Origin of the sequence: Pseudomonas sp. MF6747 (assembly GCF_963890955.1) — a bacterium.
GTDB lineage: Bacteria > Pseudomonadota > Gammaproteobacteria > Pseudomonadales > Pseudomonadaceae > Aquipseudomonas.
The window spans coordinates 15,425-37,244 of sequence record NZ_CAWPSZ010000002.1 but is presented as its reverse complement, the minus strand read 5'-3'; the positions used below and the strand labels follow the sequence as shown (position 1 = coordinate 37,244).

At 61.8% G+C, this 21,820-nt stretch carries 16 protein-coding genes; 2 read left to right on the top strand and 14 right to left on the bottom strand.

All coding sequences use genetic code 11. The features are described 5' to 3' along the window. Positions 1-14: 14 nt before the first annotated feature. From AACW30_RS02560 to AACW30_RS02495, 14 genes are all read right to left on the bottom strand, one after another. Positions 15-1,739, bottom strand: coding sequence for a ShlB/FhaC/HecB family hemolysin secretion/activation protein (locus AACW30_RS02560; protein ID WP_200624212.1), 1,725 nt, complete (start codon positions 1,737-1,739; stop codon positions 15-17). A 498-nt stretch (positions 1,740-2,237) separates the two neighbouring features. Continuing rightward, positions 2,238-2,720: a poly-beta-1,6-N-acetyl-D-glucosamine biosynthesis protein PgaD gene (gene pgaD / locus AACW30_RS02555; RefSeq protein ID WP_106577326.1), complete on the bottom strand. Its 483-nt coding sequence runs from the start codon at positions 2,718-2,720 to the stop codon at positions 2,238-2,240. 2 nt (positions 2,721-2,722) lie between these two features. Beyond that, complete coding sequence (gene pgaC, locus AACW30_RS02550) at positions 2,723-4,063, bottom strand: poly-beta-1,6-N-acetyl-D-glucosamine synthase (protein WP_106577325.1); 1,341 nt, start codon at positions 4,061-4,063, stop codon at positions 2,723-2,725. Between the two features lie 2 nt (positions 4,064-4,065). Continuing rightward, positions 4,066-6,063 (bottom strand): poly-beta-1,6-N-acetyl-D-glucosamine N-deacetylase PgaB, encoded by a 1,998-nt coding sequence (pgaB, locus tag AACW30_RS02545; protein WP_200624211.1) that lies wholly within the window; start codon positions 6,061-6,063, stop codon positions 4,066-4,068. A gap of 12 nt (positions 6,064-6,075) precedes the next feature. Next, a complete protein-coding gene (pgaA, locus tag AACW30_RS02540; protein WP_200624210.1) occupies positions 6,076-8,556 on the bottom strand; it encodes a poly-beta-1,6 N-acetyl-D-glucosamine export porin PgaA in 2,481 nt (826 codons plus the stop codon). A 298-nt stretch (positions 8,557-8,854) separates the two neighbouring features. Next, a complete protein-coding gene (locus tag AACW30_RS02535) occupies positions 8,855-10,351 on the bottom strand; it encodes a YdgA family protein (protein ID WP_200624209.1) in 1,497 nt (498 codons plus the stop codon). Positions 10,352-10,500: 149 nt separating this feature from the next. Then, positions 10,501-11,133: an NADH:ubiquinone oxidoreductase subunit N gene (locus tag AACW30_RS02530; protein ID WP_200624208.1), complete on the bottom strand. Its 633-nt coding sequence runs from the start codon at positions 11,131-11,133 to the stop codon at positions 10,501-10,503. 80 nt (positions 11,134-11,213) lie between these two features. Next, positions 11,214-12,662, bottom strand: coding sequence for an efflux transporter outer membrane subunit (locus AACW30_RS02525; protein WP_200624207.1), 1,449 nt, complete (start codon positions 12,660-12,662; stop codon positions 11,214-11,216). Further along, positions 12,659-13,567 (bottom strand): efflux RND transporter periplasmic adaptor subunit, encoded by a 909-nt coding sequence (locus AACW30_RS02520; protein WP_200624206.1) that lies wholly within the window; start codon positions 13,565-13,567, stop codon positions 12,659-12,661. Before AACW30_RS02520 ends, AACW30_RS02525 begins: the two co-directional genes overlap by 4 nt. Further along, positions 13,564-13,773: a DUF1656 domain-containing protein gene (locus AACW30_RS02515; protein WP_016969155.1), complete on the bottom strand. Its 210-nt coding sequence runs from the start codon at positions 13,771-13,773 to the stop codon at positions 13,564-13,566. The genes AACW30_RS02520 and AACW30_RS02515 overlap by 4 nt, the downstream gene beginning before the upstream one ends. Next, entirely contained in the window at positions 13,770-15,848 is a 2,079-nt protein-coding gene (locus AACW30_RS02510) for an FUSC family protein (RefSeq protein WP_106577318.1), read from the bottom strand. Before AACW30_RS02510 ends, AACW30_RS02515 begins: the two co-directional genes overlap by 4 nt. Then, entirely contained in the window at positions 15,845-16,264 is a 420-nt protein-coding gene (locus AACW30_RS02505; protein ID WP_119738340.1) for a MarR family winged helix-turn-helix transcriptional regulator, read from the bottom strand. Before AACW30_RS02505 ends, AACW30_RS02510 begins: the two co-directional genes overlap by 4 nt. A gap of 268 nt (positions 16,265-16,532) precedes the next feature. Next, positions 16,533-16,778 (bottom strand): DUF2789 domain-containing protein, encoded by a 246-nt coding sequence (locus AACW30_RS02500; protein WP_145159625.1) that lies wholly within the window; start codon positions 16,776-16,778, stop codon positions 16,533-16,535. Between the two features lie 170 nt (positions 16,779-16,948). After that, complete coding sequence (locus tag AACW30_RS02495) at positions 16,949-18,562, bottom strand: glycosyltransferase family 39 protein (RefSeq protein WP_124416126.1); 1,614 nt, start codon at positions 18,560-18,562, stop codon at positions 16,949-16,951. Between the two features lie 287 nt (positions 18,563-18,849). On the opposite strand from AACW30_RS02495, the gene AACW30_RS02490 reads away from it, so the two are divergent. Both AACW30_RS02490 and AACW30_RS02485 read left to right on the top strand, forming a co-directional pair. Further along, a complete protein-coding gene (locus AACW30_RS02490) occupies positions 18,850-21,015 on the top strand; it encodes an outer membrane assembly lipoprotein YfiO (RefSeq protein WP_200624205.1) in 2,166 nt (721 codons plus the stop codon). Further along, positions 21,012-21,716, top strand: a complete 705-nt coding sequence (locus tag AACW30_RS02485; RefSeq protein ID WP_124416124.1) for a DUF3142 domain-containing protein — start codon at positions 21,012-21,014, stop codon at positions 21,714-21,716. The genes AACW30_RS02490 and AACW30_RS02485 overlap by 4 nt, the downstream gene beginning before the upstream one ends. Positions 21,717-21,820 lie beyond the last annotated feature (104 nt).

The following is a 21,820-nucleotide window of genomic DNA, read 5'->3' as shown; positions in this document are numbered from 1 at the left end:
AGCAGGGCGTTGAATTACAGGAAGAAATCCATGCGGAAGTAGATCGGTGCTTCGCGCTCCGTCACGACCCCAGGCCTTTCTAACGAGTGAGCAAACGTCACGCTGGTGCTGACGTATTTGCCCCGGGCGAACAGCTCCACGGAGTTGCTTGAAACGCGGCCGTGGTAGTCGTCGTTGTAACGGTCGTTGCGGATCACGCCTTGGTCGTAACCCAGGCTGGTGCCGTATTCGGCGAAGGCCGGGCGCAGCCATTCCAACGTGACCGGGCGGGCCCAGCGCACTTCATTGCGCCAGTAGCCACCGCTGTCGCCGGACAGTTGCTGATCCTTGAAACCGCGTACCGAAGAAGAGCCGCCGAGGCTGATGCGTTGCGGCGAGAACAGCACGTCTTCGCTGCGTTGCCCGGTGGCCAAGCTGGTAAAGCTGAACGACTCGCCCCACAGGCTGAACGGCTGCAGATAACTGACGGTGGCGGTGTATTTGCGGTAATCGGGAGTGGCCGTGAGGTGCCCGTACTGATTGCGATGCTGGTCGTCGCGCTGGGCGTCAAATGCACCGATGCCGTTCTGCACGCCCAGGTCAACGTTGACGAAGGCATTGCCGATGCGCCGGCCGTGGTTGATGCCAAATTGCAGTTCGCTGAGGCGGTTACTGCTGGTTTCGAGGTGGGCGTCGTTGATGTAGTTGTTGGTGCGCAGGTGAGCCAGACCGACGTTGACTGAGGTCTTGCTCACGTCATCGCGGTGAATCACGCGCTCTGCGCGCAGTTGGTGGTTTTCGTTATCGCCCGACTGCTTGAACTTGAAGGTGTCGGTGTAACCCAGCGCGCGGTAATCGCTCTCGCTGTAGGTGTAGCTGAAGTTCCACCAGCCCCAGGGCACGTTGTAGTAGAGCATGGTGTTTTTCGACGTTTTCTGGTGGTCGCTGATCGCGTCGTGACCACCGCGCAGCACCAGTTGGTCGGCCAGCCCCAGCGGGCTGTCCCACTCCAGGCCCGCGCCCCATTGCTGCTCGCCGGTGCTTCTTTGCCCGTCGTTATTGCGCGACAGGCTGGCGCGCCACGGCTTTTGCGCGGTGTTCTTGACCACCACGTCGCTGCCGCCCACGTCTTTGCCGGGGGTCAGTTCCATTTGTGCCTGTTTGGACGGCAGACGGTTGAGCTGGTCGACCAGTTGCTCGACCTCGCGCAGGTTCAGCGCCTCGCCGACCTTGCCGGGAAAGGCCATGGCCAGCTCGCGCTCGGTCACGTTGCTGCCTTCGGCGCTTCTCAAGGCTTCGAGCTTGCCCTCGACCACCAGCACTTGCAGGTGGCCGCTGGACAGGTCCTGTTGCGGCAGGTAGGCACGGCTGGTGACGCGGCCTTTGGCGATGTAATAGTCGGTGATGACTTTAAGCAGCTCATTGAGCTGCGAGACGCCCAGGCATTGGCCCACATAGGGTTTGAGCAACAGCGTGCGGTCGGCAGCGGACAGGCTGTCGGCGCCCTTGAGCTCGATGTCTTTGATCGGGAAACAGCGGGTGTCAGCGGGCGTCGCCGGGGCTTGGGGCTTGGCCTCTTTGCCGGGCAGGTCCTGGAGTTCTTGCAGGCGCCGGCCCTGCTCTTCGAGCAGGCGATTTTGCCGGTCGCGGATCAAGTCTTGATCCCCTGGCGTGGGAGCGGCTGTGGCGCTGTTCAGGCCCAGGCAGGCGAGCAGGAAAGCGCACAGCAAATACCGAGTCCGTGGCAATAACAAAGACATGTTCGATCCATCGAAAATCAAGGGGCGGCAAACTAACATCGAACTCGCGCTAGCCCAAGAAGCTGGACTTGTCGAACATTCGTACTTATTGCAACCGCAACATATTGATTAATAACAACAAATAATCATAAAACGGCGACAGCGCTTGTTGTTGAAACTTTTATTCCGACAAGCGGCCACTGTTTTTGATAACCCTTGGGCAAACAACCCAGCAGATGCCATTATTTAGCCATCAATTAAATGCCGAGTTAGGTTAGTGCAGAGGAATACAGAAAAGTTCGCGGATGCTTTGTGAATTGGATCCCATTTATCGGATTAGTCTGGGATACGCCGCTTGTGGCGAGCGGGCTTGCCCCGCGTTGGGGCGCGAAGCGTCCCCGAGTCAGTGTCGCCGCGTTACGTCAGGAACATCGTGCGTCAGGTTTGGGGCTGCTTCGCAGCCCAACGCGGGGCAAGCCCGCTCGCCACAAAGCCCGCTCGCCACAGAGCTGGGGGCAATCAGCCTGCGCCTTTGTCTTTTTCCTGCCCTGGCACCAAGGTCAGCCCTGGCCGCTCAACATCGCGCGAAACATGGGCCTTCACATCTTCTACGCCGCCCTCGTCATCGTTGTGAATCACCAGCACGCCCGACTTGCGAAACTGCTCGAGGTGGCCGTCACCCAAGTTGAAACTTTCACTCAGGCTTTTATCGCTGAGCGCGTTGGCTTCGGCGCGACGCTGGGCAAACTTGCGCCCGCGGCGCTGTTGATAGCGTGCCCAACTGATCAGGATCACCGCATTGAACAAGGCGATCCACAGGTAGATCTGCAAGGTGTTGAGCGCCGCAAAAATCGGCGCTTCAATGCGCGGGCCGCCATGGGTTTCCAGCATTGCGCCGATCCCGCGTGCCAGCAGCCAGACCAGCCCGGCCCAGGCCAGCAAGGTGAGCAGCACGTCGATGATCCACATCACTGTGTTCTGGCGAGTTCTGACCAGTTTCATCGTCACGCCTCCTCTTCGCTAGGTTTAATACCGCGGTCCGGGCTGACCCAGCGCGCGCGCTTCTGGTGCTGGTTGAAGAGCACCTTGGGAAAGCTGACCAATGTGGTGAGCAAACTCACCAGCCAGAACACCATCGGGTACCACACGGTCCAGAACAGGGTTTTCCACAGGTCTTTTTCGTAGCGCCGATCAATCAGGATGCTCACCGCAAATTGCAGCAGGCACACCATCGCCAGCACCAGCCCGGTAAACGCCGGCGGCACCAGCGAGTCCACGGCAATCGCCTGCGGCAGCACCATGAATTTGCCCAGGCCCCAGAAGATCACCGAGAGCAGGAAAGTGAAGGCCCAACCGGTGGACAAGCAGTACTCGAACAACAGCGGCCACAGGTAACGATGGCGCCATTGCCAGATGCCACGGATGTTTTTGAACAGTACTTCGGCGCCGCCCTGAGCCCAGCGCAGGCGTTGCTTCCACAGGCCACTGACGGTTTCGGGCATCAGGATCCAGCACAGAGCACGCGGCTCGTAGAAGATGGCCCAGTGATCGAGTTGCAGCTTCCAACTGACATCGATGTCCTCGGTGATCATGTCGGTGCTCCAGTAGTCGATGCGGTCCAGCGCTTTCTTGCGAAACGCCACCACCACACCCGACACCGTGAAGATGCGGCCGAACACCCGCTGGGTGCGCTTGATCAAGCCAATGATCGAAGAGAACTCGCCCACCTGCACCCGGCCGATCAAGGTAGAACGCGTACGAATGCGCGGGTTGCCGGTCACCGCACCGAGGCGCGGGTTATCCAGCATCGGCGCGACCATGTAGGCCGCCGCATTTTTGTCGAGCAAGGCATCGCCGTCGATGCACACCAGGTACTCACTGCGCGCGGCCACCGCGCCCATGCGCAGGGCCACGGCCTTGCCCTGGTTCTGCGCCAGGTGCAGCACGCGCAGCCGTGGGTGTTCCAGCGCCAGGGCATCAAGCACCGCGGCGGTGTTGTCTTTGGAGCCATCGTTGACGGCGATCACTTCGATGTTCGGGTACAGCTGGTCCAGCGCCGCATGAATGGTGTCGGCGGCGTTATCGCCCTCGTTGTAGCAAGGAATGATGATCGAGATCAGCGGGTTGCCGGCCAGGGTCGGCGCCGGCGTGTCTTCCTTCCACGGCCAGTGACGCTCCCAGTGCAGCCAGAAGTACAGCCCGCCGGCGATCCACAATGCCGACATGAACAGCGGGTAGAAAAACACGAAGTCCATCAGGAACTGCCCGGTGACCAGAAAGATCAGGCCAAGGGGCACACCCAACACCAGCGCCAACACGAATAAAGCCAGGATTCTGTCGAACATGGTCAAGGGTTCCATTGGTTGGACAGGGCCGGACGTACCGTCTTCAAGTCCGGCGAGTTTTCCAGGAAGTTGTCCGGGTAGTAGCCAAAACTCCTGACCCCCTGGCGTTTGAGCACACCCATCCATTCAGCCATCTGCGCGCCGTCGATATCGGGTGCGTCTTTGGTGCGCCAGTCTTTGGCTTGCAGTTCAAACACGGTGCGCTGCAAGGCATCGGGACGAGCCTTGACGGTGGCCACGAGTTTTTCCAGCCAGGCGTTGGAGTTCTTCAGCGTCTCGCCTTCCATCAGCGGCATGGCCATCGGCGCGGTCCAGTCGTAGGTCTGGAGGAAGTCATCGAGGTTCTGCGCGAACCACGCTTCGCTCGCCGGGTTGAGCATCGGCTCGGCGAAGATATTGCGCGCGGTCTGCACCTGCGGCCCACGGATGGCGCGCACTTTGGCGGCCAGCTCCTGGGTAAAGTCGATCAGGTAGCGGCTCTTGAAACGCGTCCAGCGCTGCATCACGGCCGGGTCGGCACGCAGCGCGGCAATGCTGCCCGGCAGGCCGTTGGCGGCGTAGGCCTTGAGCGCAGCGGGGCTGGCGTCTTCGAAATCAGAAAGGATTGCGTCGTCGTGGAACAGCACGCCGTCGATGGCCGTGTTGCGCGCCAGGTCCTCATAGATCTCACCGATCTGCTGGCGCACGGCCGGGTCAAACGGCGACAGGCGCTTGTACTGGTCCGGGTCGAGGCCGACCTGGCCGGTTTTCGGGTCCATTCGCGTGACACGCGGCAACGAAGGGTCGAGCGCAAAGCTCAGCACTGGCATCCACGCGTAGATCGCCACGTGGCCACGGGTACGCAGTTGCCAGGTGACGCGGTTGAACAAGTCGCGGCGCACCGGCAGATGGCGGTTGGGGAAGTACAACGAATGCACCAGGCCGTCACCCTTGGGGTCGGCGAAGGCTTGCAGGAACACGGTGCTGGCGCCCATGTCGACCACGCGCTGCACCAGCTGGTCGAGGTTGCGTGCCTCTTGGGCCGGGTCCGGGTCGTAGACGTTATCCAGGTCCACGTGCAGCACGCGCATCGAGGTCCGCGCCTGCGTACCGACAATCGCGTTGGCGTAGTGCTCGCCGTCCGGGTCGGAGGCCACCAGGAAGCGTGGGCTGCTTTTGAGGTTGGCGAGGTCGTCGAGGCCGTCGTCCAGGGTCAGGGCCATCTGGTAGCCCTGTTCGCCGACGACCGCCAACGAGGTGCCGTCGGCGGCGCCGTAAGGCCACACCCATACACGCGGCGCCTTGCCGGTGACGGCGCGCAGTTTGTGGGTAATGGCCGTGACGTCGGCGCGCATCCGCGCCTGGAACTGCGCCTCGGTTTCATAGGTGCCAGTGGCGGCGTCATAACGTCGCGTTGCGGCGGCCGGCTCCTGGTTACCTTGTGGGTTGGCCAGAATGCCGGTGTGGCTGGCGTCAGTGTGGGCGGCAATTTCGACCAGGCCCGACTTGGAAATCTCGCGCACCTGCTCCCATGTCAGGAAGTCGGAACGCGCGCGCGGTGTGCCGGCAAAATCCACCGGTTTATTCAGCGGCGTGTCGATCCAATAGCCGACCGGGGCCAGGATTACCGGCCAGTTATAGGCACGCAAAATCGGTAGTACGCGGGTATAGAAGCTGGAGTAGCCGTCGTCGAAGCTGAGCAGGATGGCTTTGGGCGGCAACTGCGGCCCACCGCTGCGCGCTGCCAGGATCTGATCGACACTGACCGGCTGGTAGCCGTTTTCGCGCAGCCAGGCCAGTTGGTCGACCAACCGTTCGGTGCGCACCGCCACCACCGCCTGATCGGGGTCGCGATCTTCGATGTCGTGATAGGCAATGCCCAGGAAATGGTTCTTCGGCCACGGCGCTTCACGCGCAGGTGTCGGCCGCTCGGCGGGTGGGGTATAGGGCGCAGGTTGCTGGGCGCAGGCACCGGCCAGCAATACACCCAGGACCAATAAACAACGGCTGAGGACAGTCATGTTCAGGCTCTTTTAGAAACGGTAAGTGAGGTCGACGAGCAGGCGCAGATCGCGTTCGCGATCGCCGTCATAGGTGCGGCTGATCAGGCTCAGGTTGGCGCCGGTTTCCAGCACGTCGTTCCAGCGAAAACGTTGGCCGTAGCCGATCAGGCCGACCCCACTGGTGGAATAATCGCGCTGGCTATAGGTGCCCGCACCGACCTGGAACTGCTGACTCCACTGGGTCTCATAGCGGTGATAAAGCACGTGATTGACCGTCATGGTGGGCAACACGCTGAAGTCCGATTTCGGGTTGAAATACACCACGTCTTCCTTCGTGTTGCGGCTGGCGCCGACCTCCAGGCCCAGGTCCACTTGCACATGCGGCGAGCTGTAGATGCCCTCGCGACCGGTAAGCAGCGCTTCGAGCCGGTTGTTGCCGTCACTGAAATGCGACGGGCTCAGGGACAGCTTCCATTCGCGGCTCTCATTCTCGCGCCAGCGGACAAAGCCACTGCCGCCGTTGGCCGTGACATCGGCATTCAATGCGCGCAGCGGCGTGGTCGCCAGGAGGTAACCGAGGCTGCCGCCGTACTGCCAGTTGTCATTGATGTCGCGGGCAATCGACACGCTCGCGCCTTGCTTGGAGCCATAACCGTAGGAGTGGTTGGACACCTCGGCTTCCAGGGTCATGTCGCGGGTGCGCTGCTCGACGCCGACGCGCTGAAAACGATGCTGGCCGGTGCCTTCGGTAAAGTCTGCGGTGGCGTAACCGGCGCCGGCGAAGACGCGCCAGTCTTCATCGATGGGCGGGCTGTAAAGCACGCTTTCGATGCCCCAGTCCCGGCTGCCCGCCACTGCGCCGACATCATTGTTACCACCACCGCCGTAGCTTTTGCCGGTGTAGGCTTCGACGCGCAGTTCGGCCATGTCGTGTACGTCGCGCAGGCGGCTGAGGCGCTGCACCTGGCGGCTGTCGGGGTTGCGCGCCAGCACGTCATCGGTCAGCGCGTCCATTTGCCGCCATTCCTGCAGGTCCATGGCGGTGTAGGCCTGGGACACTTCCAGGCCGATATCACGCGGGGCCTGGGTTTCAACTTCCTTGAGCGAGCCTTCGGCGCGGCGCGGCCAATCACGCGCGCGGTACATATCGGCCTGGGCCAGGCGCAGGCCGACGTTGCCAGGGGCTTTCGCCACCAGGGCTTCCAGCCCGGTTTCGCTGCCTGGCAGGTCACCGCCGTAAGTGCCGGCCTGGGCCGCCAGTTGCTGCGCGTCCATCCAGCTGTCGTTGGGGTTGCCGATGGGCAAGCCCTTGAGTTCAACGCGAGGCTTCTGGTTGGTGGCCAAGTTATTGGCGACTTCGCGCGCTTGCATCACCTTGTCGCTTTCGAGCAAGGCGTAAAACAATGCGGTGCTGTCTTCGACGTGGTCACCGGGATCGGCGTCCGGTGCCGTCAGCGCCTGGCGGTACAACGGCTCGGCTTTTTCCGGCTGGCGCTGGTCGAGGTAGGACGCAGCCACCCAGCGCAAAGCGTAGGTCGGTAACTGCACGCCTTCGCCAGTGAGGGTTTCGTACTCGCGGATCACCTCTGCGGTGCGCGCGCGTGCCTTGAGGGCGCCCAGGCGGTCGATGCGCCAGCGCACCACGTCGTCATGGGCGCTCTGGTCAGGGGTCCAGCGGGCGAGCAGTGTGTCGTAGTTGCTGAGGGCGCGATCAGCGACCACATAACGTTCTTTCTCGGTGCGCGTGGCGTACTCGGCCATGCGTACACGTTCGGCGGCGAGGTCGCCTTCCAGGCGGCGCTGGGTCACAACATCGAGCACGCCTGGGTGCTTGGCCGACAGGCGCAGGGCTGGCTCCGGCAAACGGGCCTTTTGCAGGGCGACGATGTATTCGCGCACCACTTCGGGTTTGTCACCCGCGCGGATAAAAGCCTGGTCGAACTCAAACAGCGCGTCGTAGTTCAAGCCCGCGCGGGTCAGCGCGTAGCCCAGGGCCATGCGGCGGTTGGGGTCATTGGGTTGCGCCGCCACCAAAGCGCGGGTGCGTTGCACCGCTTCGTTGGTTTGGCCACCGTCGGCCTGGGTCAGGGCCTGGCCCAGTTGCAGGTCGATATTATTCGGCTCACGCAGCAGCGCCTGCTGATAAACCGCCAGGGCCTGTGGCCACTGCTTTTGATTGCGATAGGTACGGGCAACCGTGGCCAGCGCCTGGGTAGTCAGGTTGCGATTCTTGCCTTGCGCCTCGTACACCTTCAGCACTTCGGCGTCTTGCCCGGCCCAGCCGGCAATCACAATGTGATCGCTGATCTGGCCTGGCGTCTGGCGTTCGGCAGGTAATTGGCGCAGTTGGGTAAGGGCCGGCGTGAAGTTGCCGTTACGCGCCTGAATAATCAACGCGTCGTAGGCCGGATCGGCCAGGGCGAGGCCGGGCATCAGCAATTGACTGCACAAGGCAGCCCCGATGAGCAGTCGCAACCGGCCTGAAGCACTGATGGGTAGGTTTCGCAACATATCGTGAGCTTCCTTACACGCGGAAAGCTGTAACGATAGGTGGTCCTGAGCGGTTTGCATCAGGGTGCCGGCGTCTGATGACCCGGCCTAGCTTTCCTGTAGGAACTATCCCCTATGAATGTAGGGAAAAGTCCAATTCGGAACAATTGTTCAGAATTGTCCCGGCAACAGAAAAGCCAATGGGGGAGCAGACTTGCCTGGGCTGACCGGTCACCACCGGCCCGTATGCCGACTGTTTGACCGCTGCCCCAGGCAACCCTGCTCCCCCATTACTTATTTCTTACTGATGTAAGAAATCTTACTGCGCGCCGCTGACCGCGCCGGCTTTGGCCATCACAAACCCAATGAATTGCTCAACCGTCATCTTCTGGCCGTTGAAGGTCACTTCATTGTTGGCGTAATGCAGCTTGGAGACCACATCGGTGCCCACCAGGGTAGCCAACTGGGTGCCGATGGCCATGCCGCTGACCATCTCGGCCGCCATCTGCGATTGCTGCTCGATGGCTTTAGGGTCGGTCACGCCGCCCACTTGCGCTTGCAGTGCAGCGACGTCACCGATCATTGGCTTGGACAGGGTCAGGTTGGCATCCAGCAGCGCGATGACTTGCTTGCCCAGTTCAACCGGCGGCAGCTCCATCGAAGCCGGCTTGGTCAGGTCGACCACCAGGTTGAATTTGCTTTCGCCGTGGGTGGTTTTCAACGACAGGTTTTCCACCGCCACTTGCGGCTTGGCAGCCAGCACCTGGTTGACGTTGGCCTCGGCCAGGGTCTGCTCGGCTTCGGTCAGTTGCAGCTCAGGTACGGGCTGGCCGGCAGCGGCGGCGGCTTGCACCGGTTGCATCTTGTCTTGATACAGCTTGGTCAGTACCAGCATGGCCGGGATGTCGACGTTTTTCATGCTCAGGGCCATGGCGGCCGAACCGACAGGCTTGCCCTGGTAACCGATCTCATCGATTTTGTAATCGACGCGGCCGGCCAGGTTGTTGTCCTTGGTCTCGCTGGTGTCTTTCTGCTCGAAGCCCTTGAGGGTCAGCACGGCTTTCTGCGGGCCGAAGGTCACTTTGGTGTCGGTCAGCTCAACGGTGTTTTGCCCGGTGTAGAAACCAAATGTGGTCTTCTCCAGGTTGCTGGCCGCGGTCAGGCCGGACAGTTCGGCTTCAAAGGGTGCGCCGTTGGCATCGATCACCGCAACCTTGAGGCTGTTCATATAACCTTCAGCCTTGACCTCCTGGCCTTCGGCGGTGCCGTCGAAGTCCAGGTTGGCGCCGGAGAAGCTCACCGAGGACTTGTCGTCCTTGAGTTCCAGAGGCAGCAGTTCGACGTTGCCATCGACCGAACGGTTGTAACCGATATTGGCCACGCCTCTGAGCGGCGACACGTCTTTGCTGGCGGCGAACCATTTCTCGGTGGTGGCGTTCTTTTCCAGCTCATAGTGACTGGTGGCCATGACCGGCAGCCATTTCAGCGACACCAGACGCGAAAACGGCAGCGGGCCGTGTTCGATGTGGTCGACAAACAGCAGCTCAGGGTTCGGGTTTTCTTCGCCGAATACGCTGCCTTGACCCTTGAGGCGGTAGTGGGCGGTGCTGCTGAACAGGCCACGGTCCAGGGACACCAGCTCCAGGTTCACGCTGCCGTCAACGCCGGCCATGGAGGTCTGCAGTTCTTTGTTGGCGTTCTGGATCGCGGTCTGCAGCACCGGCTCCAGTTGCTTACCGGTGTACCAGGCGCCGCCTGCACTGACGACGCCGACGGCGACAACGAAACCCAAAAGAACAACTGCTGGCTTATTCATGAAGTGACCTGATCAAATCCTGTGAGAAGTGGGCTGTCTTCCTTGAACCCCCAAGAGGGGTTGGCTCAAACCCGCCGAAAACGGGGGAAGATTAGCACTGGCGGCCGCGAACGGCCCAGCTTTTCAGAGGGGTCAGGTCAACCGTTGGTTCACGAGTACTCCAATTCAATCTCATCGAGTTGATGATCAAAACTCTTCAAACGGGCGGTCCAGGTGTACACCAACACCTCGAATTCGCGGTGTATGACGGCGTTTACCGGGGTGTCGACCTTGGGGTTGCAGAAGTCCAGTTGGTAGCGCTCGCGTGCCATGGCGTTAGCCACGTCGGACAATTCCCGTGCGTTATTCAGCCAATGCCTACCGTCGGCTACCTGCTGGTCGAGCAGCACACACTGTTTTTTCAGGGCTTCGAGGCTTTTTTCCAGCGGGGTGCCGGTGAGTTCGCCCATGACTTCCTGGAAGGTCCGCCCAGGCTGCCAGTAACTGCCCCAGAAATAGCGGTCGAACACGGTTTCGACGCGGCGCAAGGCAACTTTGGTGTCCCAGATCGCCACGCGGGTCTTGCCTTGTTCGAGCAGTTTTTTCTTCACCCGTTGATTTTGATACGACGCCCACGCCACCACGCCAATGGACAACGTGCCAATCACTAGGCACGCGCTGTCGAGAAACACCATGGCCTTGTCGATTTGATGGGCAAGCATGACGCCGTAGAAATAGGCAGCCGATAACAACACCAGTGCGAAGCACACGCACCAGAAAGCGGGAGCATAAGGGTTTTTCATTATTGGAATCCCCATGAGCAAACGCGAGCAGTGTCAGGTGAGCCGCCACCGCGACTCACTGACAAAGCATAGCTTTTAGCTCAGGGTTTGCTGACCTGTGACGCTTGCGTTCGTCCGCTTTCCCAACCACCGCCCAAGGCCAGGAACAGATCGATCTGGCTCATGGCAACCTGGGTGTTCGCCGCCGCCAGCTGCGCGCGCACATCGGTGTAGGTGCGCGTGGCTTGCAGGTCGGCCAGGAACGAGGCGCGCCCGGCCTGAAAGAAGCGGTGCGTCTGCTCCGACGCCTCCTTGGCAGACTGGCCGGCATCGGCCAACGCGTCGCGGCGTTGCAACTGCGCGGTGTATTGCGCAAGGCCGGTCTGGGTTTCGCGGATGGCATTGAGCACTACGCCGTCAAAGTGCGCCAGGGCGCCCTGGGTCGCGGCTTCGGCTTCATGAATGCGCGCACGCGCGCCGTTGGTCGGCACCGACCAACTGATCAACGGGCCAAAGCCCCAGCGGTTGGTGGCCGGCGTGCCCAAGTCATCGAGCAGACCCACTGTGCCCACGGTGGCGCCGATACTGATGTCCGGGTACAACGCGCCGGTGGCCACGCCGATACGCGCGGTGGCGGCAGCCAGTTGGCGCTCAGCCTGGCGCACATCGGGGCGACGTTTGAGCAGGGTCGCGCCGTCACCCACCGGCAGCAACTGGGCGATGTGCGGCAGCTCGGCGCAGGTGCCGGTGCCCGCTGGCAGTTGGTCTACCGGCTTGGCCAGCAGCATCGACAACCGGAACAAGCCCGCCTGGCGCAATGCTTCGTAGCGCGGCATGTCGGCGCGCAACGATTTGTATTGGGTTTGCGAACGCGTCACCTGGGTTTCATCACCACGCCCGGCATCGCGCAGGCGCTGGGTCAGTTTGGTGCTCTGGGCCTGCAAGTCGAGGGACTCGTTGGCGATCGCCAGTTCTTCGTTGGCCGCGCACACCTGGGTGTAGGAGCGCACCACATCCGCTACCAGCGTGATGCGCGCGATGTCAGCGGCGGCCTGGGCGGCGTCGGTGGTGGCCTGGGCGCTTTCGATGCCGCGCTGCAGGGTGCCGAACAGGTCGAACTGGTAAGAGGTGCTGATGCTGGCGCTGCCGATGTTGCCAACCGGGACTTTTTCAGTCAGCAAAAACGCTTCACCTGATTCCTGCAAGCGTTGGGCCTCAGCCTTGGCGCCGGCACTCCAGCCGCCTGCCGATTCAGCCTCCTGGGTCTGGAAACGCGCGCGTTGCAGGTTGGCGGCAGCCACCCGCAGGTCGGTGTTGGAGGCCATGGCCTGACGCACCAGCTCATCCAGGCGTGGGTCTTTGTAGAGCTTCCACCAGTCCGCCGGCACCGGCGCCGACACCACGTTGTGGCCCTCGCCCGCGATCTGCCCTTGCAGGTCGCCACGGTTGATAGCGGCCTTGTCCGGCAATTGGTAATCCGGGCCTACCACCTGGCAGGCCGACAGCAGCAAACCCAAGCCAGCCGTGGCCAGCAACGCCGCCGGTTTCATGGTGTTTCTCCCTGCTGCGCGTTGTCTTTGGCGGCGGTCTTGTCATCGATGATCGACACCGTGGCTGTGCGCCCGGCGATCATGCGAAAGTCCGCCGGCACGTCATCAAAGGCAATGCGCACCGGAATCCGCTGGGCCAGGCGCACCCAGCTGAACGCCGGGTTGACGTTGGGCAGCAGGTTGGACCCACTGGTGCGGTCACGGTCTTCGATACCGGCAACGATGCTTTGCACATGGCCACGCAAGCGCGCGTTGTCGCCGACCACACGAATATCCACGGCCATGCCGACGTGAATGCCGTCGAGCTTGGTCTCTTCAAAGTAACCGTCGATGTGGAAGGAGTTGCTGTCGACCACCGACAGCACCGGGCGCCCGGCGGTGACGAACTCCTGATTGCGCGGCGCACGGTCGTTGACGTAGCCGTCCACGGGGCTGCGGATTACCGAGCGATCGAGGTTGAGCTGGGCGGCGTCCACCGTCACCTGCGCCTCGGCCAGGGCCGATTGGGCGCGGGCCACGCGGGACTGGCTTTCTTCCAGTTGCTCACTTGGCACCAGGTTGCCCAGACCGCGGTTACGCTTGTACTCGCGATTGGCCTGGGCCAGGGTTTCCTGGCGGTCGGCGACTGCGGCCTGGGCCTGGCGCAGGGCCAGCTTGAAGCGGTCCTGGTCCACGGCAAACAGCACCTGGCCCTTGGTCACCAACTGGTTGTCGCGCACGTCGACTTGCTGGATCAACCCGGACACGTCCGGGGCGATCTGCACGATGTCGGCACGGATATGCCCGTCACGGGTCCAGGGCGCAAACATGTAGTACATGACCATGCGCCACACAACGACGACAGCGAAGGTCACTATCAATAACGTCAGGACAACACGGCCGATGGTCAAAAAAGGTTTTTTCATGTCATCAGATATCGACTGAGTGAGTCCACCGCGCCCAGCAACAGCGCGTAGAGCCCCACATTGAACAATGCCCGGTGCCAGACCAGGCGATAGAAGTGAATGCGCGTCAACAGCCCGTGCACCACCAGAAACAACACGTACGTAATGCCCATCAGCACCAGCAGCGTGGGTAGGAACACCCCGCTGATATCCAGATCACCGATCATAAAGGCGCTCCATCAGGCAGCGGCGCTTCCATTTCGGTGCCGCCAATAAATTCCACGCCAGGCAGCAACGACAGGCGCAAGCCGGCCAGTGCGTGCAGCAGATGCAGGCGGGTGTCGTCTTCGTCTTGCAGGCCTTGCCCGTTGAGGGCGCGGCGCGTGCGGTCCAGGGTCATCAGCAGACCGCTCGGCGCGGGCAAGCGTTCACCCGCCTTCAGGCAGGCCTTGAAGTAACCGCCCACACCTTCCACCACCTGGTTGAGCAGTACCCGAGGCACGCCGTAGATACGCGGCGAGTAGGCCAGCAGGTCGAGCAGGTTCAGCGCCACACGCAAATCGCGCAGGGCGATGCCGGTGTCCTGGCCGGTGAGGGCCAGGCGCGGCAGGTGCTGCATCAGGCGGTCAAGCATTTGCGCAGCCATGTGCCGGTGTTCGGCGAGGGTCGCAGGTTCGGTCAGGGTGACGATGTCGCGCCAACTGAAACGGGTCAGGCGCTTGGCCGCCAGTTCGGCGCCGAACGGCCGCGCAATCAACGTCCACACAAAGGCAAACAACAAACCCACGGGGCCGGCCAGGTTAACGTTGGCGAAGTTCAGGAAGTCTGCGTCATAGGCGCCCTGAATGCTGATGAACGAGGAGGTGTTGACCAGCGTCAGCAGCATGCCGAGGTAGAAACGCGGTTGCACGGTGAGCGTGCCGATGCAGATAAACGGCACGGCAAACGCCAGCACCAGCATCGGAAAATCATGCAGGTTAGGCAGCACCAGAAACAGATAAAGGCTGGCGAACAGCACCGACATTGCGGTCCAGAAAAAGAACCGGTAGATCTGCGGCGCCGGGTCGTCCATCGAGGCAAAAAAACTGCAGGCCACGGCCGCCAGGATCACCGCGCTGCCGCCGTCGGTCCAGCCCAGCAAAATCCACAGCACCGAGGCGACGATGATCGCGGTAACGGTGGAAAACGCCGAATAGAACATCAAGCCACGGTCGAGAAATGGCGTCAGCCGGCCCAGGCGCCAGTGGCGGTACACCGCGCGCCAGGTGTCCTGGCTTTCGCACTGGATGGCGGCCTGCAGGCTGCGACAGTCTTGCCACAGATCGATCCACTCGCCGAGGCGATACAGGGCGTTCGAGTACAGCAACGTGTGGCGATCATCCAGCGCTTCGCCTTGGGGCTGCAGGGCATCGACTTGATCACGCAGCACGCGCCAGCTTTCCAGCGGGGCGGTTTCAACGGTGCTTTCCAGCCACTGCCGGCTTGCTTCCAGCACCGGCGTGAGTCGGTCGAGAAACTCCGGCGCGCGGTGTTCGACGGCGTACAGTGCGTCGTCGAGCGCATCCACCACGGGCAGCAAGTGAATCATGCGCCCGCGCAGTTCCTTGGTGTTGCGCACGGTCTGCGGCCGCGCGCCTTCGTGGGGCAACTGGCCGATCATCAATTCCAGGGTGTTGAAGGTGGCGACCATGCCGCCGCGCAAGGTGCTGACCTCTTCCGGCTGCACGTTGCGCGTCAAAAACCGCAGGCTGTAGACCTGGGCATCGGCAAACCATTTGGTCACCGAGCCATCGAACACCGGCATCAGGCGGCGCGGCCAGAACATCGCGCCCACCACCGCCGCCACGGCGATACCGAGAAAGATCTCCTCGGTGCGCGCCTCGGCCACATCCCACACCGCCAGCGGGTTATCCACCACCGGCAAGGCGATGAGCGGCAAGGTGTAGCCGGCCAGCATCAGCGCGTAGTTATTCGCGGTGCGCAGGTGCATGGACAGGAACAGCAAAATGCCCGTCCACAACGCAATCACCACCACCAGCACGTACGGCGCCTGCACAAACATCGGCACAAACACCACCGCCGCCGCTGCACCCATGAAGGTGCCGATGGCGCGGTACAGCGCCTTGGAACTGGTAGGACCGACAAACGGGCTGGAGACGATATACACCGTGGCCATCGCCCAGTACGGACGTGGCATTTGCATGAGCATGGCGATGTACAACGCGATCATTGACGCTGCGAACGTACGTACCCCGTAGAACCAATCGCGGGCTGGCGGAAAACCGGTAAAAAATCCGTTCAAGGCGATGCAACCCCAGCCGCTTCGAACGCCCGCAGCACGCGCAGAGCGGCTTCAAGGTCGCTGTGGGCAATGTCCGCCAGCACTTCCTGACGCAGGCGCACCAGCTGCGCTTCCACCGCTTGCACCAGCTCGCGGCCGCGCTCGGTGAGGCTCAAGGCCTTGGCGCGACGGTCATGCACGTCTTCGGTCCGGCACACGTAGCCGCCGCTGCACAGCTGGTCGAGCAGGCGTACCAGCGAGGGGCTTTCCATGCCGGAGGCCTGGGCGACTTTTACTTGGTGCACACCGTCGCCCAAGCGGCCGATCATCAACAAGGGCACGGCGCAGGCTTCGGAAATACCGTAGCTCACCAGCGTGGTCTGGCAGATTTTGCGCCAATTGCGGGCGCCCACCACCATGCTGCTGCTGAGGTTCATCTGGAGTTGTTCGAGGGTATGAGGCACTGGATTGTTCGCATACAGTTAGTTTGCTAACTATCAATATGGTGGATGCATCCAAAGCAGTCAAGTTTTGAAACAAATTTTTGATGGGTGGCGCGGGGTGCTGTGGGTAAGTAAAGCGGGTTTGAGTGAGTGTGCTGGTTTTTCCACTTTGGCTCCCACGTTGGGTCAGCGTTGGCGTCGCACCTGAAGGTCATCGGTACAAGCCGTCGGCAAAATCCCAACGCCGCTGAGGCCGATATTTTTACCCCTCACGCCCCGTGCGCAACAACACACTCAGCTGATCCACCACTTCCGCCCAATCGGCATCCTCCAAAATCTCTTCGCGCAAAAAAGCTCGCTGACTGGCCGTCCAGAAAAACGCATCCGCCAGGTGCAACTCAGGTTTGAGCGGTGAATGAACCGTCACAAACTGCTCGATACTCACCGGGTCATCCGGCAGCCCCAGCTGTTTGAACAGTGACGGCAAGCTGTGCACAGGCGATTCCATGGTGGGTTCCTACGAAGACCATTCCTGTGAGTCTAGCCCAGGCGCCAGCCAGGCCAACAACCGCCCGACGCACTGCTATGCCATCAACGAAGTCGTAAACCCGCTGAGTGTTTTCGAAGGGGTTGGCCCGGGACAGGCGTTCCGGGCATGTACTTAATACCGATGCTTGATTAACGGCAGCCCTCGGGCTGCGAGGGCTCTGGCCCGCGACACAGCACAAACAAGCGCGCCCGTGCCCCGCCGCCGTCCTGCTGCAAAAGCTGGCGCCAATCGGCAGGAATCGGCGCGAACTCATCCGGCATTTCTGTGCTGCTGATCAGCCACACACGGTGCGTATCGGCCGGTAATGCCGACAAACGGTCCAGGTAAATACGCCCGCCGTCCTGATCCACCAACGTGCCGAAACCGTAGGCGTTCGGCCGGGTCGGCGTGCCGTCGGGTTTGGGGGGCGTGTAGAGCTGCAATTGGGCGTCGGTTTCGTCGTAATACACGTAGGGCAAGTACCACAGCATATCGCTGAGGACGATGCGGTCGTCTTCCTGATAGTTGCGGTTAACGAACTCCACCGGCACGTTGAATTGATCATGCGCATCCACGGTGGCGTTGTTCTTCAACCCCAGCAGTTCCACACCCACGAACAACACAAACAACGCCGCGCCCAACCATGCCAGGCGTTTGGGCAGGCGGTCGATGGCCAGGGCCATCAGGATCGGCAACCCGAGTGCGTAGACCGTAAGGTAGCGCTCGATAAATACCGGGGAAATGAAAGAGACGCCGTACACCAGCAACAGCGGCAGCAGGAAAAACAGCGCCAGCAGGCATGCCGGGCGATACCGCTCACGGTCACGCCAGGCCGCGATGCCCACGACGGCGATCAACAGCAGCGGGAACAGCCAGAACAGCGGCGGCCAGAAGCCGATGCCTTCATCCTGAAGCATGAACTGCCAGACCATCGACGGCACGGAAATCAGCGAAACCGGGTCTTCCCAGCCAATATCACCGCCAACCTTGAGCTGTTCAATGTGCTGCGTCAGGTCCAGCAGGTTCGGCAGCCACGGCAGGTACAACGCCACAATGAGCGCATTGGCGCACCACCACGACGGGCGAATGATCAAGCGTTGGCCGGGCGCCTGTGAGCGGCACAACACGCCCAGGTACGCCCAGTGCACCAACACGCACAGCGCAGTGAAATAGTGGGTGTAGAACCCGGCCGCCATCAGCACTACATAGACGGCCAGGTAACGCGTGCGCTCGGGCTGTCGCACCCAGTACACCAGCGCCAGCGTGGCGCCCAGCAACCACACGGCCAGCAGTGAGTACATGCGCACTTCCTGGCTGTAACGCACCGCCGTCGGAAACAACGCCAGCAGCACACCGGCCAGCACCGCCGCACGACGCGTGGACAGCTGTCGCGTGAGCCAGATGCCCAGCCCCACCGCCGCTGCGCCGGGCAGAGCACTCATGCCGCGAATCGACCAGATACCATCGCCAAACAGCTCGATCCAACCGCGCAGCATGAAGAAGTACAGCGGCGGGTGCACATCATGGGCGGCGTGAAACCACAGGTCCTCCATGGCGTATTCGCTGAGCAGCAGGCTCGACGCTTCGTCGCCCCAGATCGCCGAAGCGGTCAGGCCATAGAAACGCACGGCCATGGCCAGCGCCAGAATCGGCACCCACCACAACCGGCTGAGCCAACCGGCGCCTTCCCAGGCGCCCGAGAGGCGATTGACCGCGTGAAATGCCCCAACTTTGTCGTCTTGCTCTACCACAGACCGTCGCACCTCAATTCCCCTGATACTGCCCGTTTCCGGGAAAAACCTGCACATGCGCAAACAAGCGCCACTCTAGGACAAAAGCCCCGTTTTCGCTCGCTGTTTTACAACCGTTGGGCGGCACGCTGCAGCACTTGACTGGTACCTGATGGACCTGCAACTGCACTTGGGTTTCGCTGAGCATTGCCACGGCCAAAAATCGGACAAATCAGCAATTTGTGTAGGCCTTCACCGAAGCGGCTGTCGGATCAAGCTATGATTAGCACCCTCCAAGGACTCAGGATCAAGGACACGTCATGCGCATCGGTTTTTTGTCACCCCTGGCACTGGCCCTGCTTGCCGGCATTTCCCTACCGGCCCAGGCCAGTTCGGACGACTCGTGTTACCCCGACTGGCGGGTGTCGCGTGACACGCTGGACCCCTGCAACAATCTGCCATTCCTGAGCCCTGGCAATGACAGCCGGGCCAACCTGCGCTTGTTGCTGGCCGACAAGAAAGCCGCGCCGCTGACGCCCAATGCCTTGAGCGAAGATGACCTGGCAGAGGGTTTTGGCCCGGTGCCGTTCCCGGTGTATCGCCTAGTGCCGCGTGGCGAAGCCGAGCCCGCCAGCACGCCCGACACCCCCAAAACCTCGCCGCTCGATGCACTGCTTGAACCGCTGGGCATCAAGCGCGACGACGCTAAAGCTGCTGGCGATGCGTTCCTCAATGGCGAGGGCAGCCGCTGCCGCAGCAACGACGACAACAGCGCCGCCGCCTTTATCAGCCAGGTGGTCAAAGCCGACATGCCGGCCGCCGAGCGCAATCTGCTGGTAAAGGCGCGCCTGCAATTGCTCACTACCTGTGAATGGACAGGCCCGGTGGTGGAGCCGTCGCAAGATATCCAGTCGACCGAAGGTCAGTTGTTTCGCACGTACCTGCAAGCCGCCGCCGATTTCTACGCAGGTCGTTTCACCGACTCCGGGCCTGGCTTCGTCGCCACCCAGAACGCCGCTTCGCCCTGGCTGAAAGAAACCGCGCTGTACATGACCGCGCGCAACGCACTCAACCAGGCCCAGGCCAACACCTATGACGAAGACGGCGTGCCGCACCTCGACCGTGTGGATAAACCCGCGCTTGCCGAGGCCGAAAAGGGTTTCGATGCTTATCTGAAAACGTATCCACAGGGCGAGTACAGCGCCTCCGCGCGCGGCTTGCTGCGCCGGGTGTACTGGCTGGCGGACGACAACGAAAAACTCGCCGAGGCCTTTGCCTGGCAACTGACTCAGGCTACCGACGAGCAGCGCAATGTGTCGGTGGATGAATTGGTCGAAGAGGCCGACCTCAAGCTGTTGATGGTCAATAGCGACACGGTCAAGACGCCGATGATCCAACTCGTCAGCGACCTGATGGTCATGCGTGGCGGCAACCAGCCGGCCCTCAGCCGCGCAGACCTTGAGAAGCAAAAAGCAGCGTTTGCCGATGAACCGGCGTTTTACGACTACTTGTTAGCCGTGAGCGCGCTGTACGTCGAGCATCAACCGGATGCCGCCTTGAAGCAGTTGCCGCACAGCGTGCCGTCGAGCCTGAACTACTTCGCCTTCAGCCAACAAACCCTGCGCGCCCTGGCCCTGGAGGCCAAGCAAGACTGGAAAGGCGCACAAGACCTGTGGCTGCAACTGCTGCCGCTGGCCAACTTGGCGCTGCAACGCGACCAGTTGGAATTGGCCCTGGCACTCAACTATGAACGCAGCGGCCAGATGGCCAAGGTGTTCGCCGCCGATTCGCCGATCAGCGCCAAGCAAGTGCGTTATATCCTGCTGCGCAATGTTGCCGGGCCTGACTTGCTGCGCCAGCAGATCGCCAAGGCCGACGATCCGGTCGAGCGCCAGACCGCGCAATTCGTGCTGCTTTATAAAGACTTGCTGCGCGGCCAGTTCGCCACCTTCGCCGACGACCTCAAGCAACTGCCAACGCCGGCCCCTGAAGACAAGCTGGGCACCAGCCTGGGCTATGTCTACAGCGGCGGCCAGAGCTTGAAACTGTTCCAGTGGAACGGTGAAAAAGCTGAATCCGGCTACAGCTGCCCGGCCATCGCGCAGACCGCCGCCACCTTGCAAACCGACGCGAAAAACCCGCAAGCCCTGAACTGCTTCGGTGAGTTCATCTTGCGCAATAACCTCGACGGCATGCCTCTGGAGCAGACACGCGCCGCCGGCAGTCTGGGCAGCACCGCGTCGCAATTCCCAGGTGAAACCTTCTCGCGGCTCAACGGCTACAAGCAGGTGATCGCCAACGCCAAGGCGCCGAAGAACGACAAAGCCTACGCACTGTTCCGTGCCATCAACTGCTATGCACCGGCCGGCTACAACAGCTGCGGCGGCGATGACGTTGAACCGGCCGTGCGCAAGGCCTGGTTCCGCCAGCTCAAAAGCGGCTTCGCCGACACCCAGTGGGGCAAATCGCTGCAGTACTACTGGTGAAGCACCTGTGGCTCGGCTTGCTCCTGCTGGCAAGCCCGGCCTTTGGCGCCGTGGATGCTCGCGACTACGACGCCTTCTGGTTGTGGAGTGGCGTCACTCCGCAACCGGTGCTTAAACAGGCCAACACCCTGTACATCCTGCAAGGCCAGATCAATTCCACCCGCCGCGCCCCCGAGCGCGGCGTGCAACTGATCGCCCAGGGCTTGGGCATACCACGCCTCACCCGGGGCGAAGTCTGGGTGGTCTACCGCGCCCACACCTTGCACTGGCCAGAACAGGTCTACACCCAACTGCTCGGCCAGGTGCAACGCTGGCGCGACGCGGGCAACCCGGTGGTCGGCATTCAGATCGACTTCGACGCCCGCACTCAATACCTGCACGAATACGCCGACTTCCTGCGCGACCTGCGCCACCGCCTGCCCGCCGACTTGAAGCTGAGCATCACCGGGCTGATGGACTGGAGCAGCAACGCCGACCCAAGCGCCATCGCCCAGCTCAAAGGCGTGGTGGATGAAGTAGTGGTGCAGACGTATCAAGGGCGCCACAGCATCCCGGATTACGCCGCGTATTTACCGCGCATGAACCGGCTGGGGCTGCCATTCAAGGTGGGGTTGATTCAGGGTGGGGTGTGGGAGGCGCCGGGGTATTTGAAGGGGAATGAGTGGTTTCGCGGGTATGTGGTTTTTCTGCAGAATCCGTGACCCACGCACGGTTTCCATATGGGAGCGGGCTTGGCCGCGAAGGCGATGGCTGACGCAACAACGATGCCCCCTCCTGGACCGCCTTCGCGAGCAAGCCCGCTCCC

Bases quoted from the DNA above. Each gene is read 5' to 3' on its own strand.
- AACW30_RS02515 (WP_016969155.1), bottom strand. From the start codon at position 13,773: ATGATCGGTGATCTGGATATCAGCGGGGTGTTCCTACCCACGCTGCTG.
- pgaD (WP_106577326.1), bottom strand. From the start codon at position 2,720: ATGAAACTGGTCAGAACTCGCCAGAACACAGTGATGTGGATCATCGAC.
- AACW30_RS02520 (WP_200624206.1), bottom strand. From the start codon at position 13,567: ATGAAAAAACCTTTTTTGACCATCGGCCGTGTTGTCCTGACGTTATTG.
- pgaB (WP_200624211.1), bottom strand. From the start codon at position 6,063: ATGACTGTCCTCAGCCGTTGTTTATTGGTCCTGGGTGTATTGCTGGCC.
- AACW30_RS02525 (WP_200624207.1), bottom strand. From the start codon at position 12,662: ATGAAACCGGCGGCGTTGCTGGCCACGGCTGGCTTGGGTTTGCTGCTG.
- AACW30_RS02505 (WP_119738340.1), bottom strand. From the start codon at position 16,264: ATGAACCTCAGCAGCAGCATGGTGGTGGGCGCCCGCAATTGGCGCAAA.
- pgaA (WP_200624210.1), bottom strand. From the start codon at position 8,556: ATGTTGCGAAACCTACCCATCAGTGCTTCAGGCCGGTTGCGACTGCTC.
- AACW30_RS02535 (WP_200624209.1), bottom strand. From the start codon at position 10,351: ATGAATAAGCCAGCAGTTGTTCTTTTGGGTTTCGTTGTCGCCGTCGGC.
- AACW30_RS02490 (WP_200624205.1), top strand. From the start codon at position 18,850: ATGCGCATCGGTTTTTTGTCACCCCTGGCACTGGCCCTGCTTGCCGGC.
- AACW30_RS02500 (WP_145159625.1), bottom strand. From the start codon at position 16,778: ATGGAATCGCCTGTGCACAGCTTGCCGTCACTGTTCAAACAGCTGGGG.
- pgaC (WP_106577325.1), bottom strand. From the start codon at position 4,063: ATGTTCGACAGAATCCTGGCTTTATTCGTGTTGGCGCTGGTGTTGGGT.
- AACW30_RS02530 (WP_200624208.1), bottom strand. From the start codon at position 11,133: ATGAAAAACCCTTATGCTCCCGCTTTCTGGTGCGTGTGCTTCGCACTG.
- AACW30_RS02560 (WP_200624212.1), bottom strand. From the start codon at position 1,739: ATGTCTTTGTTATTGCCACGGACTCGGTATTTGCTGTGCGCTTTCCTG.